The following is a 16,959-nucleotide window of genomic DNA, read 5'->3' as shown; positions in this document are numbered from 1 at the left end:
ATCTTTTAGTTGACCCGGTTGACCGGAACTCCGTTGACCAGGAAGGAGACGATATTATGACTGGCTTCTTGCAAGACGCTGCGCCGGGATTCCCGGGTGGCGCTGCCAGCATGCGGGGTCAGGATCACGTTGTCCAGCTGGCAGAATTCCTTGTTGAAGTCCGGTTCTTCTTCAAACACGTCCAAGCCCGCCCCGGCGATCCGCTTGGCCTTTAAGGCCCGCAAAAGCGCCGCTTCATCGACCAGGCTGCCCCGGGAAGTATTGATCAAAAAGGCAGACGGCTGCATCATGCTCAAGGCTGCTTCATCGATCACGTGGTAAGTTTCCGGCGTCGCTGGCGCGTTCAAGCTGACATAGTCAGCCTGGCTGAGCAGGTCAGCCAAAGGGACATAGCTGACCCCCAGGGCCCGCTCTTCATCTTCCGGCAATTGGTGGCGGTTGTGGTAGAGAATGTTCATCCCGAAAGTCCGGGCATAGCTGGCCAGGGTCTTGCCGATTCTCCCCATGCCGAAGATCCCCAAAGTCTTGCCGACCGGGCTCTGCCCCTGGTTTTCCGCCAGGCCCGTGTCCAAGAAGTTCCCTTGCCGCATTTCTTGATTGTAGAGGGCCAGTTTCCGGCTGAGGGCCAAAAGGAGGGTAAAGGCCAGTTCCGCCGTCGGCTGCATGACGCTGGCCGGACAGTTGGACACGATGATCCCCTGGCTGCTGGCATAGTCCACGTCGATATGGTCATAGCCAACCCCGGTCGCGGAAACGATCTTGAGCTTTTTACCCGCGTCCAGCAGTTCCTGGTCAACTGGCAGCTTGCCGGTGATCAAGGCATCGAATTCCCCCAAGTTAGCCAGATACCAGTCCTTGCCAGCCTCTTCCGGGGCAAAGGTCACCTCGCAGACTTTTTCCAATTCGGGCAGGCTCTTGACTGCCAAGCCCGCCACCAAAACTTTCGCATTTTCCATCTTATGCATCTCCCTCAAACAGCGGATCGCGGCTGGCTTTTAATGCCGCCACGTGGTCTGCCTTGAAATAGATTCTTTCCGCATTGCCATAGTATATATCTGCCATTTCTGTTTCTGAAAAAATCCCCGAATCTTCCAGCCAGGAATAAAGCTGGCCGTAATCATTGAAAGTGGCTGACCAGGGAGCATCGCTGCCCCATAAAAGTCTTTTTGCCCCAACGATTTCTTTGGCCAGGCCCACCGCTTCCTGACAGAAGGGATAAGGATAAGTCTGCTCGCCGGAAATGTCTTGCAAAGCCGCCAGATCAAAGCTGATGTTTGGCAAAGGAGCCAACAGGGCCAATTCTTTTTCCAGCAAGGCCAATTGGCCGGGCTTGGGGAAAGACAGATGGCAGAGGACAAAGTCCAAATCTGGGTAACGCTTAGCCAGCCGGGCCAAAGACCGGGGCTGGTGGCTGGCCTGGCTGCTGTCACCATAGTCCACGGCTACCGCGAAGCCCGGATAAGAACTGAGATAGTCCAGAATCTTGCCCAGGCGCTCGTCTTCCGCTAGGTTAAAAGGCAAATGGTAGCCCATGAGGCCGCCGGCCTGGCTGACTTCCAGCTTCAAGGCCCGGAAGCCTAAATCTTCAACATGACGCTTGACGATTTTTTCCGCTTCACTGGCAAAGGGGTCAACGGAAAAAGCCGGGGCAAAATGCTCTGGATCCGCCTTAGCCGCCTGCCAGCTGTAATAGTTTTGAAAGCCGTACAGGCTGCCCTGCAAGAGAACGGCCTTGGCCACATCGTGCTCCTCCATCACTTTTTTCGCGGCAGCTAGTCTAAAAGAGTCATCTCCCCAGCCTGCCGGAAAGAGGCGGGTTTTAAAGCCATTGTCCCAGACCACCAGGCCGCCCCCTAAGGCATTGCTTCTGCCGCTCCCCTTGTAGCTGGCCAGGTCCCGCACCAAGTGCAGGTGGGCATCAATTTTCTTCATCGTTCGTCTCCCAATCTTTTTTACGAAACTCTTACTCTTATTATAGTGAAAGCGGTTCATTTTAGCAAAAATTTCAGAAAAAATAAAAGGCCTTTCACCAAGTAAAAGGCCTTTTCCTCTATTTCTGTTAATTGCTCTTTTCCGCCAGCCGGTCCAAAGTCAGCGCGATCAAGCGGTCAGCCACGGCCTGCTTGCTCATCCGCGGCCAAGGATCAAGCTCCTTGCCTGCTTCCAGGACCGTCACCTGGTCCTCGTCGCCGCCAAAGGCATCCCCGCTGACATCGTTGGCCACGATCGCGTCGGCCCCCTTCTCCGCCAGCTTCCGGCTGGCATTGACCAAAAGGTCGTTGGTTTCAGCGGCAAAGCCGATGACCACTTGGTCAGGCCGCTTCTTTTTGGCCATTGTCTTTAACAGGTCCGGATTCTTGACCAGCTGCAGGGTCATCTCCTCTACCCCGTCCTGCTTCTTCAGCTTGTGGTCAGCTGCTTCTTTTGGCCGCCAGTCACTGACGGCTGCCGCCATCAAAAGGGCGTCAGCAGCTGGGAAAAGTTCTTCTAGCCGCTCCAGCATGGCTTGAGTTGACAAGGCGGGATGCAGGTGGATCCGGGCATCTTTTGGCAAAGAAACTGAAACGTTCCCGTAAATCAAGTCCACCTCGGCTCCTCTTCTAGCCGCGGCTTCTGCCAGGCGGAAACCCATCTTGCCGCTTGACCGGTTGCCGATAAAGCGGACCGGATCAATGGCTTCCAGGGTCCCCCCGGCAGTGACGACGATTCTCCTGCCTTTTGCCGGCAAGTCCAGCTGCTCTTCAAGCCAGGCCAGGATTTCTTCAGCTTCCGGCATCCGGCCCTTGCCAGCGTAGCCTTCAGCCAGTCTGCCCACGGCCGGCTCCATGATCCGGTCGCCGCCTTCTTTTAAAAGGCGGATATTGCGCTGAACAGCGGGATTTTCCCACATGTGGGTGTTCATTGCCGGCACGATCAAGCGCGGGCAATGCAGGGCCAAGAGAGTGGTTGAAATTGCATCATCCCCCATCCCCTGGGCCATCTTGGCCAAAATGTTAGCATCAGCCGGTACAACCAAAGCCAGCTGGCTCCAGTCAGCCAGGTCAATATGGGCGATTTCAGCCTGCCGGCTCGGACTGAACAAGTCGTCTAAAACCGGCCATTTCGTCAAGGCTGCCAGGGTTGCCGGTCCAACAAAATTTTCGCTATTGGCCGTCATTGCTACCCGAACTTCATGGCCCGCCTTTTGCAGGCCGCGAACAACGCTGACTGCCTTATAGGCCGCTATTCCGCCAGTCATATAGACCGAAATTCTTGCCATATCTGCCGCCTTAGTAGATCTTCCGTTCCTTGACGATGGCTTGTGCCCAGTCAGCAAAGCGTTCAGCTGCTTCAGCATCCTTTAAGATGACCAGCAAGGTATCGGTGCCGGCAATCGTGCCGACTACGTCATCGTTGTCAATGTCATCGATTAATCCTGCCAAAATTGGCGCGTAAGTCAGCTTCATGCTGGTTTGAATAACGACCGTGAACTGAACTGCAGTAACAGTAGCCACCCGTTCCCGGATTGCGTCTTTCAGCTGCCTTTCCCGGTTAACAGCAGCTGATGGCGCCTTGACATAGTAACTGCGGCCATCATCATCTGGCACCTTGCTGATGTGCAAGGCGTGAATGTCACGGGAGATGGTGGCTTGGGTTGCGTTTGCTCCATGGGATTGCAGCAAGAGCAGCAATTGTTCTTGCGTTTCAATCTTGTTGGTTTGAATCAATTCGTAAATCAGCTGTCTTCTTTCTTTGTAGTTCATAATTATTGCCCCTTAATCTTATATTTAAGCGTTTTAGATACCTTTAATTTTAGCGCACTTTTATATTTCAATAAAGCTGTTATTTAATTATTCTTGACTTATCCTGCTTTTTTTAATCAAATTTCCCCAAAAATCTCTAACACCATTAGCATTATCCAATAAAAAATGCCTTGAAGCAAATTCAAGGCATTTAATATCATTCAATTTAAATAAAAAACTACATTTCGTCTGGTGCCTTAACGTCCAGCAAGTCCAGGGCTGACTTGATGACGTGGCTGACTGCTTGAACAACGGCCAAACGGGCCTTCTTGACATCTTCGTCAACGTCATCAACCAAAATTCTGGTATGAGCGTAGTACTTGTTGAAGCGCTTGGCCAGTTCCAGGGCGTACTTGGCAATCGCGCTTGGGTCGTAGCTTTCCATGGCCTTTTGAATGGTGTCGGCATAGCGGCCCATGAAGGAGACCAAGTCCCATTCTTCAGCGCCGATCTTGGTCAAGTCAACATCTGAGAAGTCGGTAATGCCGCTCTTTCTCAAAAGGCTTTCGCCACGGGCCCGGGCATATTGCACGTAAGGACCGGTTTCGCCTTCGAACTTGACAACTTCTTCCAGGTTGAAGTCGATCGGGTTGCGGCGGTAGTTCTTCAAGTCGTGGAAGACAACCGCGCCGATGCCGACTTGCTTGGCAACTTCGTCAGCGTTCTTCAAGCCGGCATTCTTTTCAGAAATCTGCTTGCGGGCCAGGTCAACGGATTCGTTCAAAACGTCTTCCAGGTTAACGACGTTACCCTTTCTGGTAGACATCTTCTGGCCGTTGATGCTCATCAGACCGAAGCTGATGTGGACAATGTCGTCTGCCCAGTCAAAGCCCATTTCCTTCAAGCAGGCACGCAGCTGCTGGAAGTAGACTTCTTGTTCCTGGCCAACAACGTAGATGGACTTGTAGAAGCCATAAGTCTTCTTCCGGTACATGGCAGTTGCCAGGTCACGGGTGATGTAAGTTGAAGTACCGTTACTCTTGATAACCATCAAAGGCGGCAGGTTGTACTTTTCAAGATCAACGATTTCAGCACCTTGGCTCTTAACCAAGAGGCCCTTGTCTCGGAGGATCTTGATTGGTTCATCCATCATTTGGGCACTGAAGGCCTCACCAGTGAAGGAGTCAAAGTGGACGTCCAGCATGTCATAAACCTTCTTGAACCGTTCCAGGGAAACTTCTCTGAACCAGCTCCACAGGCGCTTGGCTTCTTCGTCGCCGTGTTCCAGCTTGGAGAACCATTCCCGGCCGGCTTCATCGTATTCCGGGTGTTCTTCAGCTTCCCGGTTGATCCGGACGTAGTAGGACAAGAGGGTGTTGATTGGGTCCTTTTCAATGTCGGCGTCGTTACCCCACATCTTGTAGGCAGCCATCATCTTCCCGAATTGGGTGCCCCAGTCGCCAAGGTAGTCAATTCTGATTGGCTTGAAGCCTTCCTTGGCCAGGATGCGGGCAATAGCTTCACCGATCATGGTTGACCGCAGGTGGCCCATCCCCATTGGCTTGGCAATGTTAGGTGATGAGTATTCAGTTGAAACGTTCCGGCCGTGGCCAAGGTCACGGGCACCGTAGTTTTCAGGGTCAGCCAGGATTTCCTGCAAAATAGCCGCCCCAGTCTGGCTCTTGTCCAAGAAGAAGTTGATGTATGGACCAACTGCTTGAACCTTTTCAAAATTCCCCTGGTCAATCTTTTCAGCCAGTTCAGCCGCGATCAAGTTTGGCGCCTTGCGCATGGTCTTGGCTAAAGTAAAGGTTGGAAAAGCGTAATCCCCCAGCTTTTCATCCTTTGGACGTTCGATCTTGACGTCAATATCTTCCAGTGACCAGTCTGGCAAAACCATTTGTAAGGCTTCTGCAACAAGTTGTTTACCGTTCATAAAATACCTTCTTTGTTTCCTATGTCTAAAAAATTGAATAAAAATCACTCAGCGCTTGCTTGCCCCATCGCTGATGCAAAATTTAGTTCATGCTTCCTATTAATCTCATCGAGTGTGACAAAACGCTTTGCAGTCTCATTTATTTTTACTCTGTATATTATAGCAAGAGATTAGCGCCTGTGACAACAGATTTTAATAATTTCATTATACTATTTATACAGACTGCATGCATTCTATGCGTTTTCAGCTTCCATGGTCAAGCGACCGCCAGGATACTGGCGCCTAATCAGCTCATGCACGTTCTTGATCATCTGCCTGGTTGACGGAGCCAGGCGCTGCTGGTTGGAAGTCACCAGGGCAATCTTCCGGTAAAAGGGCGTGCTGAAAGGCAGGATCTTGACCTCTCCCTGCATCTTCTGCAGGGCCAAAGCCGGCAAGATGCCCAGGCCCAGGCCTGCTTCTACCATGGCTACGATTGACTGGTCGTCAATGGAGAACTGGATCGCCGTTGACTTGATGGAATAGTGGTCCAGGGCAGCTTTCGTGTCCAGGTCGTAGTCACTTTGCTGCAGGATAAAATTGTAATTTACCAGATCCTCTTCACTGACGCTGTGACCGTTTTTGACCTGGAAGTTTTTGGGGGCAATGCAGTAGATTTCGTCTTCCAGAATTTTCTCGCAGCTGATCCCCTGCTCATTTTCCGGCAGCATGGTCAAGCCCAGGTCCAGCTGCCCGCTTTTCACCGCCTGGGTGATTTCGCTGAAGCCAGCCTGGCGGACGGAAATTTTGACCTGGGGGTAGTTTTTGGCAAAATTCTGGATCAAAGGCGGCAGCCAGTTGATGCAGGCGGAAGAAAAAGCCCCAATCCGGATCAAACCTGTGTCCAGGCCTTGAATCTGCTGGGCTACCTGCTCCAGCCGGCTCTGGTCATTGATAATTTCCTGGATCAAGGGGAGAATTCTTTCCCCATCAGGCGTCAGCTTGACCCCGTTTCTTGATCTGACAAAGACTGGAAAGCCCAGTTCCGTCTCCAACTGGTTGACCGAGTGGCTGATCGCTGACGGAGTGACGTTTAAGACCAGGGCAGCCTTGTTGAAGGTCCCCTGGTCAATAACCGTCCTGAAGACTAAATATGGAAATGGCAGCATTTGCCCCTCCTTACATGAAATTATTTCACTTAAAATTAAACAAGTTGAATTTTATTATTCTTACTCAAGCAATTATAATATAGTCAACGCACAAATGACAATACAATTAGGAGCAATGAAAAATGTTAAGCAAGCTTTTTGCCAATAGAATCAAAACTGAAAATCCATCCCGCCTGCAAGGGCTCTTCCCGGAAAGCAACTTTTCCGACAACATCTCCTTTGGCGGCGGCTGCCCGGACGAAAGCCTCTTCCCAAGCCAGGCTTTGCAAGCTGCTTACCAAAAAGCCGTTAGCCAGGAACAGGCCCACTCCTTCCAATACCATGACGTTAAGGGGCCGGGCGACTTGCGCGACTATCTGGCAAACCGGGCAAGGCAGCAGGGAATCGAGGCTAACGCCGATGACATTTTGCTGACGGCTGGCGGCCAGCAGGGGATCGACCTGGTAGCCAAGCTTTTCCTGGAAGCTGGCGATGAAATGGCAGTTGAAGCTCCCAGCTATGTCGGAGCCCTGGCTGCATTTGACAATTACGAGCCAGTCTACCACGAAATTCCTCTGGAAGACGACGGAGTCAACCTGGATTACTTTGAAGAAGTACTGAAAAAGCACCCGGCAATCAAGCTTTTCTACACGGTGCCGGACTTCCACAATCCAACCGGAATCACCATGTCCCTGGCCAAGCGCCAGCGCCTGGTTGAACTGGCTAACCGCTACGACTTCGTCATCCTGGAAGACACCCCATACCGGGACCTGCGCTACCATGGGGAAACTTTGCCAAGCATCAAGAGCTTTGACACCGAAGGCCGGGTAATTTTCCTGTCCAGCTTCTCTAAGATTCTTTCCCCTGCCTTCCGCTTAGGCTGGCTGGTGGCCAGTCCGGAAATCAAGGAGCAGCTGGTCAACTTGAAGTTGTCAGCTGACCTGGAAGTACCGTACTTAGCCGCTGGTACTGTTGCTGCCTACCTGGCTGATAATGACCTGGACCAGCATATTGACCAGCTGAAGAAGGTCTACCGGGTCAAGCTGGATGCTATGGCCAAGGCTTTAAAGACTTACCTGCCAGCTGATGCCAAAATCAGCCAGCCGGAAGGCGGCTTCTTCTTCTGGGTTGAACTAGGAGATGAAATTGATACCAGACAGCTCTTGCTTGACGAAGCTGTGCCGAAAGAACACCTCATCTACGTGCCTTCTGCCAGCTTCTATCCTAATTGGGACAAAAATAACGGCCTCCGGGTCAACTTCACTGGTTCCAGTCTGAGCCAGATCGATGAAGGCGCTGAACGCTTGGGCAGAATCCTCAGCCCTGCTCAGCTGAGAATGGCAATCTAAACCAGCTAAATACTATTTGCAACCGTCCAACACTTGGGCGGTTTTTTGCTGCTAAATAACTGTCAATCTATTGTAGGCCATTTTCTGGCTAAAAAGCAATTTCTATCGTAAGAATATAAAACAAAAAGAGCCAGACTTCCGTCTGACTCTTGTCTCGCGCGGCAGCTTCCTATCCTCGCAGGCAGTTTCCCACCAACTACTTTCGGCGTTAAGAAGCTTAACTGCTGTGTTCGGCATGGGAACAGGTGTATCCTTCTTGCCATTGCCACCGCACTCTCTTTGAGCTTGCACGCTCAAAACTGAATATCTCTTTCCAAGTCAAAACCTTCATTGCTTTGCTCTTTTGGTCAAGTCCTCGACTGATTAGTACCGGTCCGCTCCAAAGCTCACGCTTCTTCCACTCCCGGCCTATCTACCTCATCGTCTCTGAGGTGTCTTACTTTCTTGAAGAAATGGGAAATCTCATCTTGAGGGGGGCTTCGCACTTAGATGCTTTCAGCGCTTATCCCGTCCGCACATAGCTACCCAGCGATGCCTTTGGCAAGACAACTGGTACACCAGCGGTGCGTCCATCCCGGTCCTCTCGTACTAAGGACAGCTCCTCTCAAATTTCCTGCGCCCACGACGGATAGGGACCGAACTGTCTCACGACGTTCTGAACCCAGCTCGCGTGCCGCTTTAATGGGCGAACAGCCCAACCCTTGGGACCGACTTCAGCCCCAGGATGCGACGAGCCGACATCGAGGTGCCAAACCTCCCCGTCGATGTGAACTCTTGGGGGAGATAAGCCTGTTATCCCCAGGGTAGCTTTTATCCGTTGAGTGATGGCCCTTCCATGCGGTACCACCAGATCACTAAGCCCTACTTTCGTACCTGCTCGAGTTGTCTCTCTCGCAGTCAAGCTCCCTTTTACCTTTACACTCTGCGAATGATTTCCAACCATTCTGAGGGAACCTTTGGGCGCCTCCGTTACACTTTAGGAGGCGACCGCCCCAGTCAAACTGCCCGTCAAACACTGTCCTCGGCCTGGATCACAGACCTGAGTTAGAGCATCCGTCAAGCAAGGGTAGTATCCCAACAGCGCCTCAGATAAGACTGGCGTCCTATCTTCTCCGGCTCCTACCTATCCTGTACATGCTTGACAGATACCCAATATTAAACTGCAGTAAAGCTCCATGGGGTCTTTCCGTCCTGTCGCGGGTAACCCGCATCTTCACGGGTATTATAATTTCACCGAGTCTCTCGTTGAGACAGTGCCCAAATCATTACACCTTTCGTGCAGGTCGGAACTTACCCGACAAGGAATTTCGCTACCTTAGGACCGTTATAGTTACGGCCGCCGTTTACTGGGGCTTCAATTCAAACCTTCGCTTGCGCTAAGCTCTCCTCTTAACCTTCCAGCACCGGGCAGGTGTCAGCACCTATACTTCATCTTACGATTTTGCAGATGCCTGTGTTTTTGATAAACAGTTGCTTGGGCCTTTTCACTGCGGCTGATCTTGCGACCAGCGCCCCTTCTCCCGAAGTTACGGGGCCATTTTGCCGAGTTCCTTAACGAGAGTTCTCTCGCTCACCTGAGGATACTCTCCTCGACTACCTGTGTCGGTTTGCGGTACGGGTGCACCGTTTCTGGCTAGAAGCTTTTCTCGGCAGTGTGACGTCGCAGCCTTCGCTACTATAATTTCGCTCCTCATCACGCCTTGTCCTTATGAGAGCAAGCATTTGACTCGCTCTCAGACTTGACGCTTGAACGTGGTATCCAGCACCACGCGCTGCTAGCCTCCTGCGTCCCTCCATCGCTCATAACGATTCGGTGCAGTACAGGAATCTCAACCTGTTGTCCATCGACTACGCCTCTCGGCCTCGCCTTAGGTCCCGACTTACCCTGGGCGGACGAGCCTGCCCCAGGAAACCTTAGTCTTGCGGCGGACAGGATTCTCACCTGTCTTTCGTTACTCATACCGGCATTCTCACTTCTAGAAGCTCCACATGTCCTCTCGGTCATGCTTCACCGCCGCTAGAACGCTCTCCTACCACGTGCATAATGCACATCCACAGTTTCGGTATCATGCTTAGCCCCGGTAAATTTTCGGCGCGGCGTCACTCGACTAGTGAGCTATTACGCACTCTTTGAATGATGGCTGCTTCTGAGCCAACGTCCTAGTTGTCTGCGCAACTCCACATCCTTTTCCACTTAGCATGAATTTTGGGACCTTAACTGGTGATCTGGGCTGTTTCCCTTTCGACTACGGATCTTATCACTCGCAGTCTGACTCCCGCACATAAATGTCTGGAATTCGCAGTTTATCTGAATTCAGTAACCCTTGACGGGCCCCTAGTCCAAACAGAGCTCTACCTCCAGCATCCTCTTTGCGAGGCTAGCCCTAAAGCTATTTCGGAGAGAACCAGCTATCTCCAAGTTCGTTTGGAATTTCACCGCTACCCACAACTCATCCCCGCAATTTTCAACTTACGTGGGTTCGGTCCTCCAGCGCGTTTTACCGCGCCTTCAACCTGGTCATGGGTAGGTCACTTGGTTTCGGGTCTGCGTCAGCCAACTGCTCGCCCTCTTCAGACTCGCTTTCGCTGCGGCTCCGTCTTTTCTGACTTAACCTTGCTGACTAACGCAACTCGCCGGTTCATTCTACAAAAGGCACGCCATTACCCCTTAACGGGCTTTGACTACTTGTAGGCACACGGTTTCAGGTTCTCTTTCACTCCCCTCCCGGGGTTCTTTTCACCTTTCCCTCACGGTACTGGTTCACTATCGGTCACTGGTTAGTATTTAGCCTTGCGAGATGGTCCTCGCGGATTCAAACGGGATTTCACGTGTCCCGCCCTACTCAGGATACTGATAGGCCTTCTTTGGATTTCGCTTACGGGGCTCTCACCCTCTCTGGCGCGTCTTCCCAAACGCTTCTGCTATCCTCTGAAGTGCCATGTTTCAGTCCTACAACCCCGGCAGATAAATCTGCCGGTTTGGGCTCTTTCCTGTTCGCTCGCCGCTACTTGGGAAATCGATATTTCTTTCTCTTCCTGCAGCTACTTAGATGTTTCAGTTCACTGCGTGTTCCTTTCTTGTGCTATGTATTCACACAAGAATAGCATGTCTGCACATGCTGGGTTCCCCCATTCGGAGACCTCCGGATCAAAGCCTACTTACGGCTCCCCGAAGACTTTCGCGGTTAGTCGCGTCCTTCATCGGCTTCCAGTGCCAAGGCATTCACCGTGCGCCCTTCTTCACTTGACCTTGCAAGTCAGTTCTTTCGAACTCTCTCGGTCGCTTTGCAATGTTCTCATTGATCTCAATGATTCTCGGTTTTTTCTTGGAATTAAGATATTCAGTTTTCAACGTACAAGTGAGAGTTGATACTCTCAAAACTGAACAAAGTTTCTTTTGCAGTGTGCTTCCGTAACTGATGGATTTCTCTTAGCATTTCTGCTCTCCATCCATCTGTTTTCCTTAGAAAGGAGGTGATCCAGCCGCAGGTTCTCCTACGGCTACCTTGTTACGACTTCACCCCAGTCATCTGCCCTGCCTTAGGCGGCTGACTCCTAAAAGGTTATCCCACCGACTTTGGGCATTGCAGACTTCCATGGTGTGACGGGCGGTGTGTACAAGGCCCGGGAACGTATTCACCGCGGCGTGCTGATCCGCGATTACTAGCGATTCCAGCTTCGTGCAGGCGAGTTGCAGCCTGCAGTCCGAACTGAGAACAGCTTTAAGAGATCCGCTTGCCCTCGCGGGTTCGCTTCTCGTTGTACTGCCCATTGTAGCACGTGTGTAGCCCAGGTCATAAGGGGCATGATGACTTGACGTCATCCCCACCTTCCTCCGGTTTGTCACCGGCAGTCTCTCTAGAGTGCCCAACTTAATGATGGCAACTAAAGACAAGGGTTGCGCTCGTTGCGGGACTTAACCCAACATCTCACGACACGAGCTGACGACAGCCATGCACCACCTGTCACTGCGTCCCCGAAGGGAAAGACTTATCTCTAAGTTTTGCACAGGATGTCAAGACCTGGTAAGGTTCTTCGCGTTGCTTCGAATTAAACCACATGCTCCACCGCTTGTGCGGGCCCCCGTCAATTCCTTTGAGTTTCAACCTTGCGGTCGTACTCCCCAGGCGGAGCGCTTAATGCGTTTGCTGCGGCACTGAGAACCGGAAAGTCCCCAACACCTAGCGCTCATCGTTTACGGCATGGACTACCAGGGTATCTAATCCTGTTCGCTACCCATGCTTTCGAGCCTCAGCGTCAGTTGCAGACCAGAGAGCCGCCTTCGCCACTGGTGTTCTTCCATATATCTACGCATTCCACCGCTACACATGGAGTTCCACTCTCCTCTTCTGCACTCAAGAATGACAGTTTCCGATGCAGTTCCACGGTTGAGCCGTGGGCTTTCACATCAGACTTATCATTCCGCCTGCGCTCGCTTTACGCCCAATAAATCCGGACAACGCTTGCCACCTACGTATTACCGCGGCTGCTGGCACGTAGTTAGCCGTGACTTTCTGGTTGATTACCGTCAAATAAAGACCAGTTACTGCCTCTATCCTTCTTCACCAACAACAGAGCTTTACGATCCGAAAACCTTCTTCACTCACGCGGCGTTGCTCCATCAGACTTGCGTCCATTGTGGAAGATTCCCTACTGCTGCCTCCCGTAGGAGTTTGGGCCGTGTCTCAGTCCCAATGTGGCCGATCAGTCTCTCAACTCGGCTACGCATCATTGCCTTGGTAGGCCTTTACCCCACCAACTAGCTAATGCGCCGCGGGCTCATCCTAAAGTGACAGCTAAAAGCCGCCTTTCAAACTTGAATCATGCGATTCATGTTGTTATCCGGTATTAGCACCTGTTTCCAAGTGGTATCCCAGTCTTTAGGGCAGATTGCCCACGTGTTACTCACCCATCCGCCGCTAGCGTCCAACAAATCATCCCGAAGGAATCTTTGAATTCAGCTCGCTCGACTTGCATGTATTAGGCACGCCGCCAGCGTTCGTCCTGAGCCAGGATCAAACTCTCAATTTGAAAATTGAGCTATTTTTAATCTGCTCCAGATTATTTGCTTGCGAATTGACTTCGCTTATTTGATTGGATCAAACATTGTTTGACCCGCACACTGCGAAACTTTGTTCAGTTTTCAAAGTACCAACTTGCGTCAAGTGACGCAACGTTTTATATCCTACTCGCTTGTTTGATTCTTGTCAACAAGTTTTTGATATTTTCTTTTTGCCTCCGCGAGACTTGCTTGTCTCACGCGGCAACAAATATTAGTATACTCGTTATTTTTGATTCGTCAAATTTGCTTTTTCATTCGTTTTATGATTGGTGCACCCGGCAGCGTTGTAATATTTTTTAACTTGTATCCTCTTCCTTTTGTTTTGCCTTTTGGGCGTGGATCATTTGTTAAAGGCACAATAGTTCGGAATATTGCTATTTTCACTAGCGAAAATGACAAGTTTTTTTATTTTTCTTTTGTAAAAGAAAAAACAGACCCGGAGGTCTGTTAAATAGTCAAAAGGTAAGAGATAGGTAGCTTACTTTAGTTCCGCCACGATTTTTTCCAAGCATTCCTTGGCTTCTTCCGGCAGCGGCGTCTTCGGATGCTCGCCGTTATAAGCATTCAACCAGTCCAGCCGGTCCTGCATCCGGGCCCGGAGGCTTTGCTTGTAGTCAGCTGAATCTAAGTCAACCGGATAGGCAGCAAGCGGCATATAGCTGACACCGGCAAAATCGCCAAAAGCTTCCCACTGGTCAGTATCATCCACCAGCTTTTCAATGATCTCCAGGGTCAGTTCCTTAGGAATATTTTTCCCGCAAAAAGCATCCGTGTTTAAAACATAGCATTCAGCTCCGCGCTTGGTGAAAAGCTCCTTGAAGTCACCATAGTCGCCAGCTACCGGGTAAGCTCTGAAGGGGTCAGCAAAAGGTTCAATGACCAAGGTGTTCATGTCAAAACCCTTTGGCAGGTTCTCTGCCGAAGTCCGCTTGGTCGCTAAAGTCAAGCCCAGCGTCGTGGCCAAAACCGGATCCGTCACCTTTAATACAGGCGGCAAAGAGTTGTCCTTCATGATCCAGAAGAGGGCTGTGATTGGATTTTCTTCCACATCGACCCGATTGGCTGAAGTATACCGGCTCTTGATGACCCGGCCGTTATTGTTTCGGAGGTCTTCAGTGACTAATACCTTCCGCCCTTCTTCATCCAGAGTAACCGCGCAGTTCATTACGGCGGTGTAGTACTTGGTCTCGTGGTGACCAGCCGGATAGTCGTGGGTCTTGTCAAAGTAAGCGGGCTCCAAAGCTACTGAGCTGCCGTCTTCTCTTGAGATAATGAAAGCATCGTCGTGCAAAACCGTAATGTCGTACTTGCCACCATGATCAGCATGAGTCAAGGTTGATTTGCCCGAACCTGATAACCCGTAAAAGGCGAAAACCTTGTCCTCCTTGTCTTCAAAGTGGAAGGCCTGCTCGCCCCCGTGGCAGGCGGCATAGCCGTGCCGGTGGGCCAGGGCCCAGGCTAAAGTCAAGGTCCCCTTCTTCAGCTCCCCGAAATAGCGGAGGCCAAACACCGCGGCGCAGTTATGCGGAGCGTCAAAAATTGCCAGTCCGTCCGGGTAAGCTGGATCCGTTACATTCGGGTCAAAGTAGAAGTAGAGGTCCCCTTCATCATAAAGCTTGGACTGCTCATACATCTCAGCCGCTTTTTCATCAAAAAATTGGAAGTTGAGCACGTAACTGAGCAGGTTAAAAGCCTGATCTTCCGGCAGCATCAAGTGGGCCTTTAATGTAAATGAAGGATCCAGCCCAACCAAGACCGTCGCCTTTAAATACTTTTGCTCATGCCCCGCATAGATGTCCTCATACAGACAATTAGTTAATGCAGCCGCATCCTCATCTGGGTCATCAACAAAGTGCCGGGCTGACGCCGTCCGGCCCAAGACCTTGCCGTGGTTGTAAACCAATTGCTTGGCCCCGACCGGCAGACCCAAATCACTGGTGTGCAGGATCGGCAGATCTGTCTCAATCACCCCTGGCTGTCTTTTAGCCAGTTCATATGCCTCAGCTACACTCTTGACTTCATGAACATTATTGCCGTAAAAAGCTGATTCAATAGTCGCCCGTACCCGGCTGAACTTCTTATTAGCCTTGACCAGTTCACTCTGCTTAAAACGTTCTCTAGTGCTCATAATCTCTTCCTTTCATCATCACATCATTTATCATAAAGCGGTTTCAACCGTTTTCCTTTATCATAACACAGGTATGTGAAGGAGTGAACTTTAATTTGCTAATTCTTGGTAAAAAAAGACAGCAGCCTGAGAGCTGCTGTCTAAGATAGTATTCTATTTTAGTCTGTTCTTTTTCAGCTTAGTTTTCGCCGCGCACGAACTTGCTTGCCTGGATACCAGCTTGCCGGCCAAAGACTACAGTTTCAGCAACTGAGTTGCCGCCAATCCGGTTGTTGCCGTGCAGGCCCCCGGAAACTTCACCAGCCGCGTAAAGGCCTTCGATAACCTTGTCGTCCTTGCCCAAAACTTGAGTTTCAGGGTTGATGTGCAAACCGCCCATCGTGTAGTGGATAGCTGGGTGAATGTGAATAGCAAAGTATGGAGCAACAGAGATGTCGCGGTCCATCCCGGTAGTCCGGCCAAAGGCTTGGTCGTCTTGGTTCTTGACTGCTTCGTTCCAGCTGGCAACAGTTGCTTCAAGGCCCGCTGCGTCAACGCCGATCTTGCCGGCCAGTTCTTCCAAAGTAGCACCGTGTTCTACCAGGCCGATGTGGTCGTAGAATTCAACTGCCTTAACGTGGTCGCGGACGCCTTGGTCAAAGATGAGGTAGGCACCGTCTTCATTCAAGCCAGTGATGGCTGCTGAAACAACTTTCCGGGTGTCCAGTTCATTGATGAAGCGCTGGCCAGCCTTGTTGACCAAAATAGCGCCTTCGCCCCGGACAGCTTCCCCGATCAAGAAGGTCTTTTCACCATCAGTTTGGGCAGTTGGGTGAACTTGGATAAAGTCCATTTGCACCAGTTCCGCACCGGCTTCTTCACCCAAGATCAAGCCGTCACCAGTTGCACCAGCTTGGTTGGTCGTCTTGTAGCCTTCCAGGTCTGGCCGGTACTTCTTGATGATTTCCTTGGAAGCACCGAAACCACCGGTTGCCAAAATAACAGCCTTGGCCATAACTTGCCGGCGGCCATCTGGACCAACGACGTCAATGCCAGTTACCTTGCCGTTTTCGTCTTGCAAAAGCTTAACAACCTTGGTCTTGTTGAAGACTGGAATCCGGGCTGCTTCAATGCTCTTCAACAGGCCGGTAATCAAGTAGCCGCCAACTGGCGCCATAGATGCTGGCCGGTGAGCCCGCTTCTTGCTCATCCCCCCGGTAATAGTCAAGTCATCCAGCTCAACGCCGTATTGCTTCAGCCAGTCAATTGCCAGAGCAGCGTGGTCAACGAAGTAGGTCAGCATTGCTTCATCGTTCAAGTTGCCGCCGCCCTTAAGGGTTTCTTGGTAGAAGTCAGCCTTGTTGTCGATAATGCCGTGCTTGTATTGAACCAGGGATTCAGCCGCGTTCATCCCAGATGAAGCCTTGCTGGTGTTACCGCCCAAAACTTCGTTCTTTTCGAAAACAGCCACGCTGGCGCCAAGTTCATGTGCCTGCAAGGCAGCAGACAAACCGGTACCACCGGCCCCGATGACTACCAGGTCGTAGCTTGGGTTGACTAAATCGATTGGAGTGGACTTAAATTCGTATTTTGCCATGATAGTTCCTCTACTCAAATTATTTATTACTTACCTCCACATTATAAACTATTTTTTAA

General features: G+C 51.1%; 9 protein-coding genes and 3 rRNA genes. 1 reads left to right on the top strand and 11 read right to left on the bottom strand.

The window, feature by feature from the left end:
- Positions 1–5 precede the first annotated feature (5 nt).
- The 6 genes from ACYVUT_RS04015 to ACYVUT_RS03990 form a co-directional block, all read right to left on the bottom strand.
- Entirely contained in the window at positions 6–956 is a 951-nt protein-coding gene (locus tag ACYVUT_RS04015; RefSeq protein WP_484501489.1) for a 2-hydroxyacid dehydrogenase family protein, read from the bottom strand.
- A 1-nt stretch (position 957) separates the two neighbouring features.
- Complete coding sequence (locus ACYVUT_RS04010) at positions 958–1,932, bottom strand: amidohydrolase family protein (RefSeq protein ID WP_484501488.1); 975 nt, start codon at positions 1,930–1,932, stop codon at positions 958–960.
- Between the two features lie 127 nt (positions 1,933–2,059).
- Positions 2,060–3,259 carry a bifunctional phosphopantothenoylcysteine decarboxylase/phosphopantothenate--cysteine ligase CoaBC gene (coaBC, locus tag ACYVUT_RS04005; protein WP_484500017.1) on the bottom strand — a complete coding sequence of 400 codons (1,200 nt, stop codon included), beginning with the start codon at positions 3,257–3,259 and terminating at the stop codon, positions 2,060–2,062.
- A gap of 10 nt (positions 3,260–3,269) precedes the next feature.
- Complete coding sequence (locus ACYVUT_RS04000) at positions 3,270–3,743, bottom strand: arginine repressor (protein WP_439775157.1); 474 nt, start codon at positions 3,741–3,743, stop codon at positions 3,270–3,272.
- Positions 3,744–3,960: 217 nt separating this feature from the next.
- Positions 3,961–5,658 (bottom strand): arginine--tRNA ligase, encoded by a 1,698-nt coding sequence (argS, locus tag ACYVUT_RS03995; RefSeq protein ID WP_484500016.1) that lies wholly within the window; start codon positions 5,656–5,658, stop codon positions 3,961–3,963.
- Positions 5,659–5,891: 233 nt separating this feature from the next.
- Positions 5,892–6,806 (bottom strand): LysR family transcriptional regulator, encoded by a 915-nt coding sequence (locus tag ACYVUT_RS03990; RefSeq protein ID WP_484500015.1) that lies wholly within the window; start codon positions 6,804–6,806, stop codon positions 5,892–5,894.
- 122 nt (positions 6,807–6,928) lie between these two features.
- Here ACYVUT_RS03990 and ACYVUT_RS03985 point away from each other — a divergent pair, with 122 nt between their 5' ends.
- Entirely contained in the window at positions 6,929–8,134 is a 1,206-nt protein-coding gene (locus ACYVUT_RS03985; protein WP_484500014.1) for an aminotransferase-like domain-containing protein, read from the top strand.
- Between the two features lie 156 nt (positions 8,135–8,290).
- Here ACYVUT_RS03985 and rrf read toward each other — a convergent pair.
- The 5 genes from rrf to ACYVUT_RS03960 all read right to left on the bottom strand — a co-directional run bounded on the left by rrf (position 8,291) and on the right by ACYVUT_RS03960 (position 16,900).
- A 5S ribosomal RNA gene (gene rrf, locus ACYVUT_RS03980) occupies positions 8,291–8,407 on the bottom strand.
- A gap of 70 nt (positions 8,408–8,477) precedes the next feature.
- Positions 8,478–11,384: ribosomal RNA gene (locus ACYVUT_RS03975) — 23S ribosomal RNA — on the bottom strand.
- Positions 11,385–11,601: 217 nt separating this feature from the next.
- Positions 11,602–13,165 (bottom strand): 16S ribosomal RNA (locus tag ACYVUT_RS03970).
- Together the 16S, 23S and 5S rRNA genes form the textbook arrangement of a ribosomal RNA operon.
- Before the next feature lie 509 nt (positions 13,166–13,674).
- Positions 13,675–15,324, bottom strand: a complete 1,650-nt coding sequence (locus ACYVUT_RS03965) for a phosphoenolpyruvate carboxykinase (ATP) (protein ID WP_484501487.1) — start codon at positions 15,322–15,324, stop codon at positions 13,675–13,677.
- A 178-nt stretch (positions 15,325–15,502) separates the two neighbouring features.
- Entirely contained in the window at positions 15,503–16,900 is a 1,398-nt protein-coding gene (locus tag ACYVUT_RS03960; protein WP_484500012.1) for a flavocytochrome c, read from the bottom strand.
- Between the last annotated feature and the right edge of the window lie 59 nt (positions 16,901–16,959).

This window comes from Lactobacillus sp. WILCCON 0059 (assembly GCF_057197985.1).
This window is presented reverse-complemented; position numbering and strand designations above follow the sequence as displayed.

Bases quoted from the DNA above. Each gene is read 5' to 3' on its own strand.
- ACYVUT_RS04015 (WP_484501489.1), bottom strand. From the start codon at position 956: ATGGAAAATGCGAAAGTTTTGGTGGCGGGCTTGGCAGTCAAGAGCCTG.
- ACYVUT_RS04010 (WP_484501488.1), bottom strand. From the start codon at position 1,932: ATGAAGAAAATTGATGCCCACCTGCACTTGGTGCGGGACCTGGCCAGC.
- coaBC (WP_484500017.1), bottom strand. From the start codon at position 3,259: ATGGCAAGAATTTCGGTCTATATGACTGGCGGAATAGCGGCCTATAAG.
- ACYVUT_RS04000 (WP_439775157.1), bottom strand. From the start codon at position 3,743: ATGAACTACAAAGAAAGAAGACAGCTGATTTACGAATTGATTCAAACC.
- argS (WP_484500016.1), bottom strand. From the start codon at position 5,658: ATGAACGGTAAACAACTTGTTGCAGAAGCCTTACAAATGGTTTTGCCA.
- ACYVUT_RS03990 (WP_484500015.1), bottom strand. From the start codon at position 6,806: ATGCTGCCATTTCCATATTTAGTCTTCAGGACGGTTATTGACCAGGGG.
- ACYVUT_RS03985 (WP_484500014.1), top strand. From the start codon at position 6,929: ATGTTAAGCAAGCTTTTTGCCAATAGAATCAAAACTGAAAATCCATCC.
- ACYVUT_RS03965 (WP_484501487.1), bottom strand. From the start codon at position 15,324: ATGAGCACTAGAGAACGTTTTAAGCAGAGTGAACTGGTCAAGGCTAAT.
- ACYVUT_RS03960 (WP_484500012.1), bottom strand. From the start codon at position 16,900: ATGGCAAAATACGAATTTAAGTCCACTCCAATCGATTTAGTCAACCCA.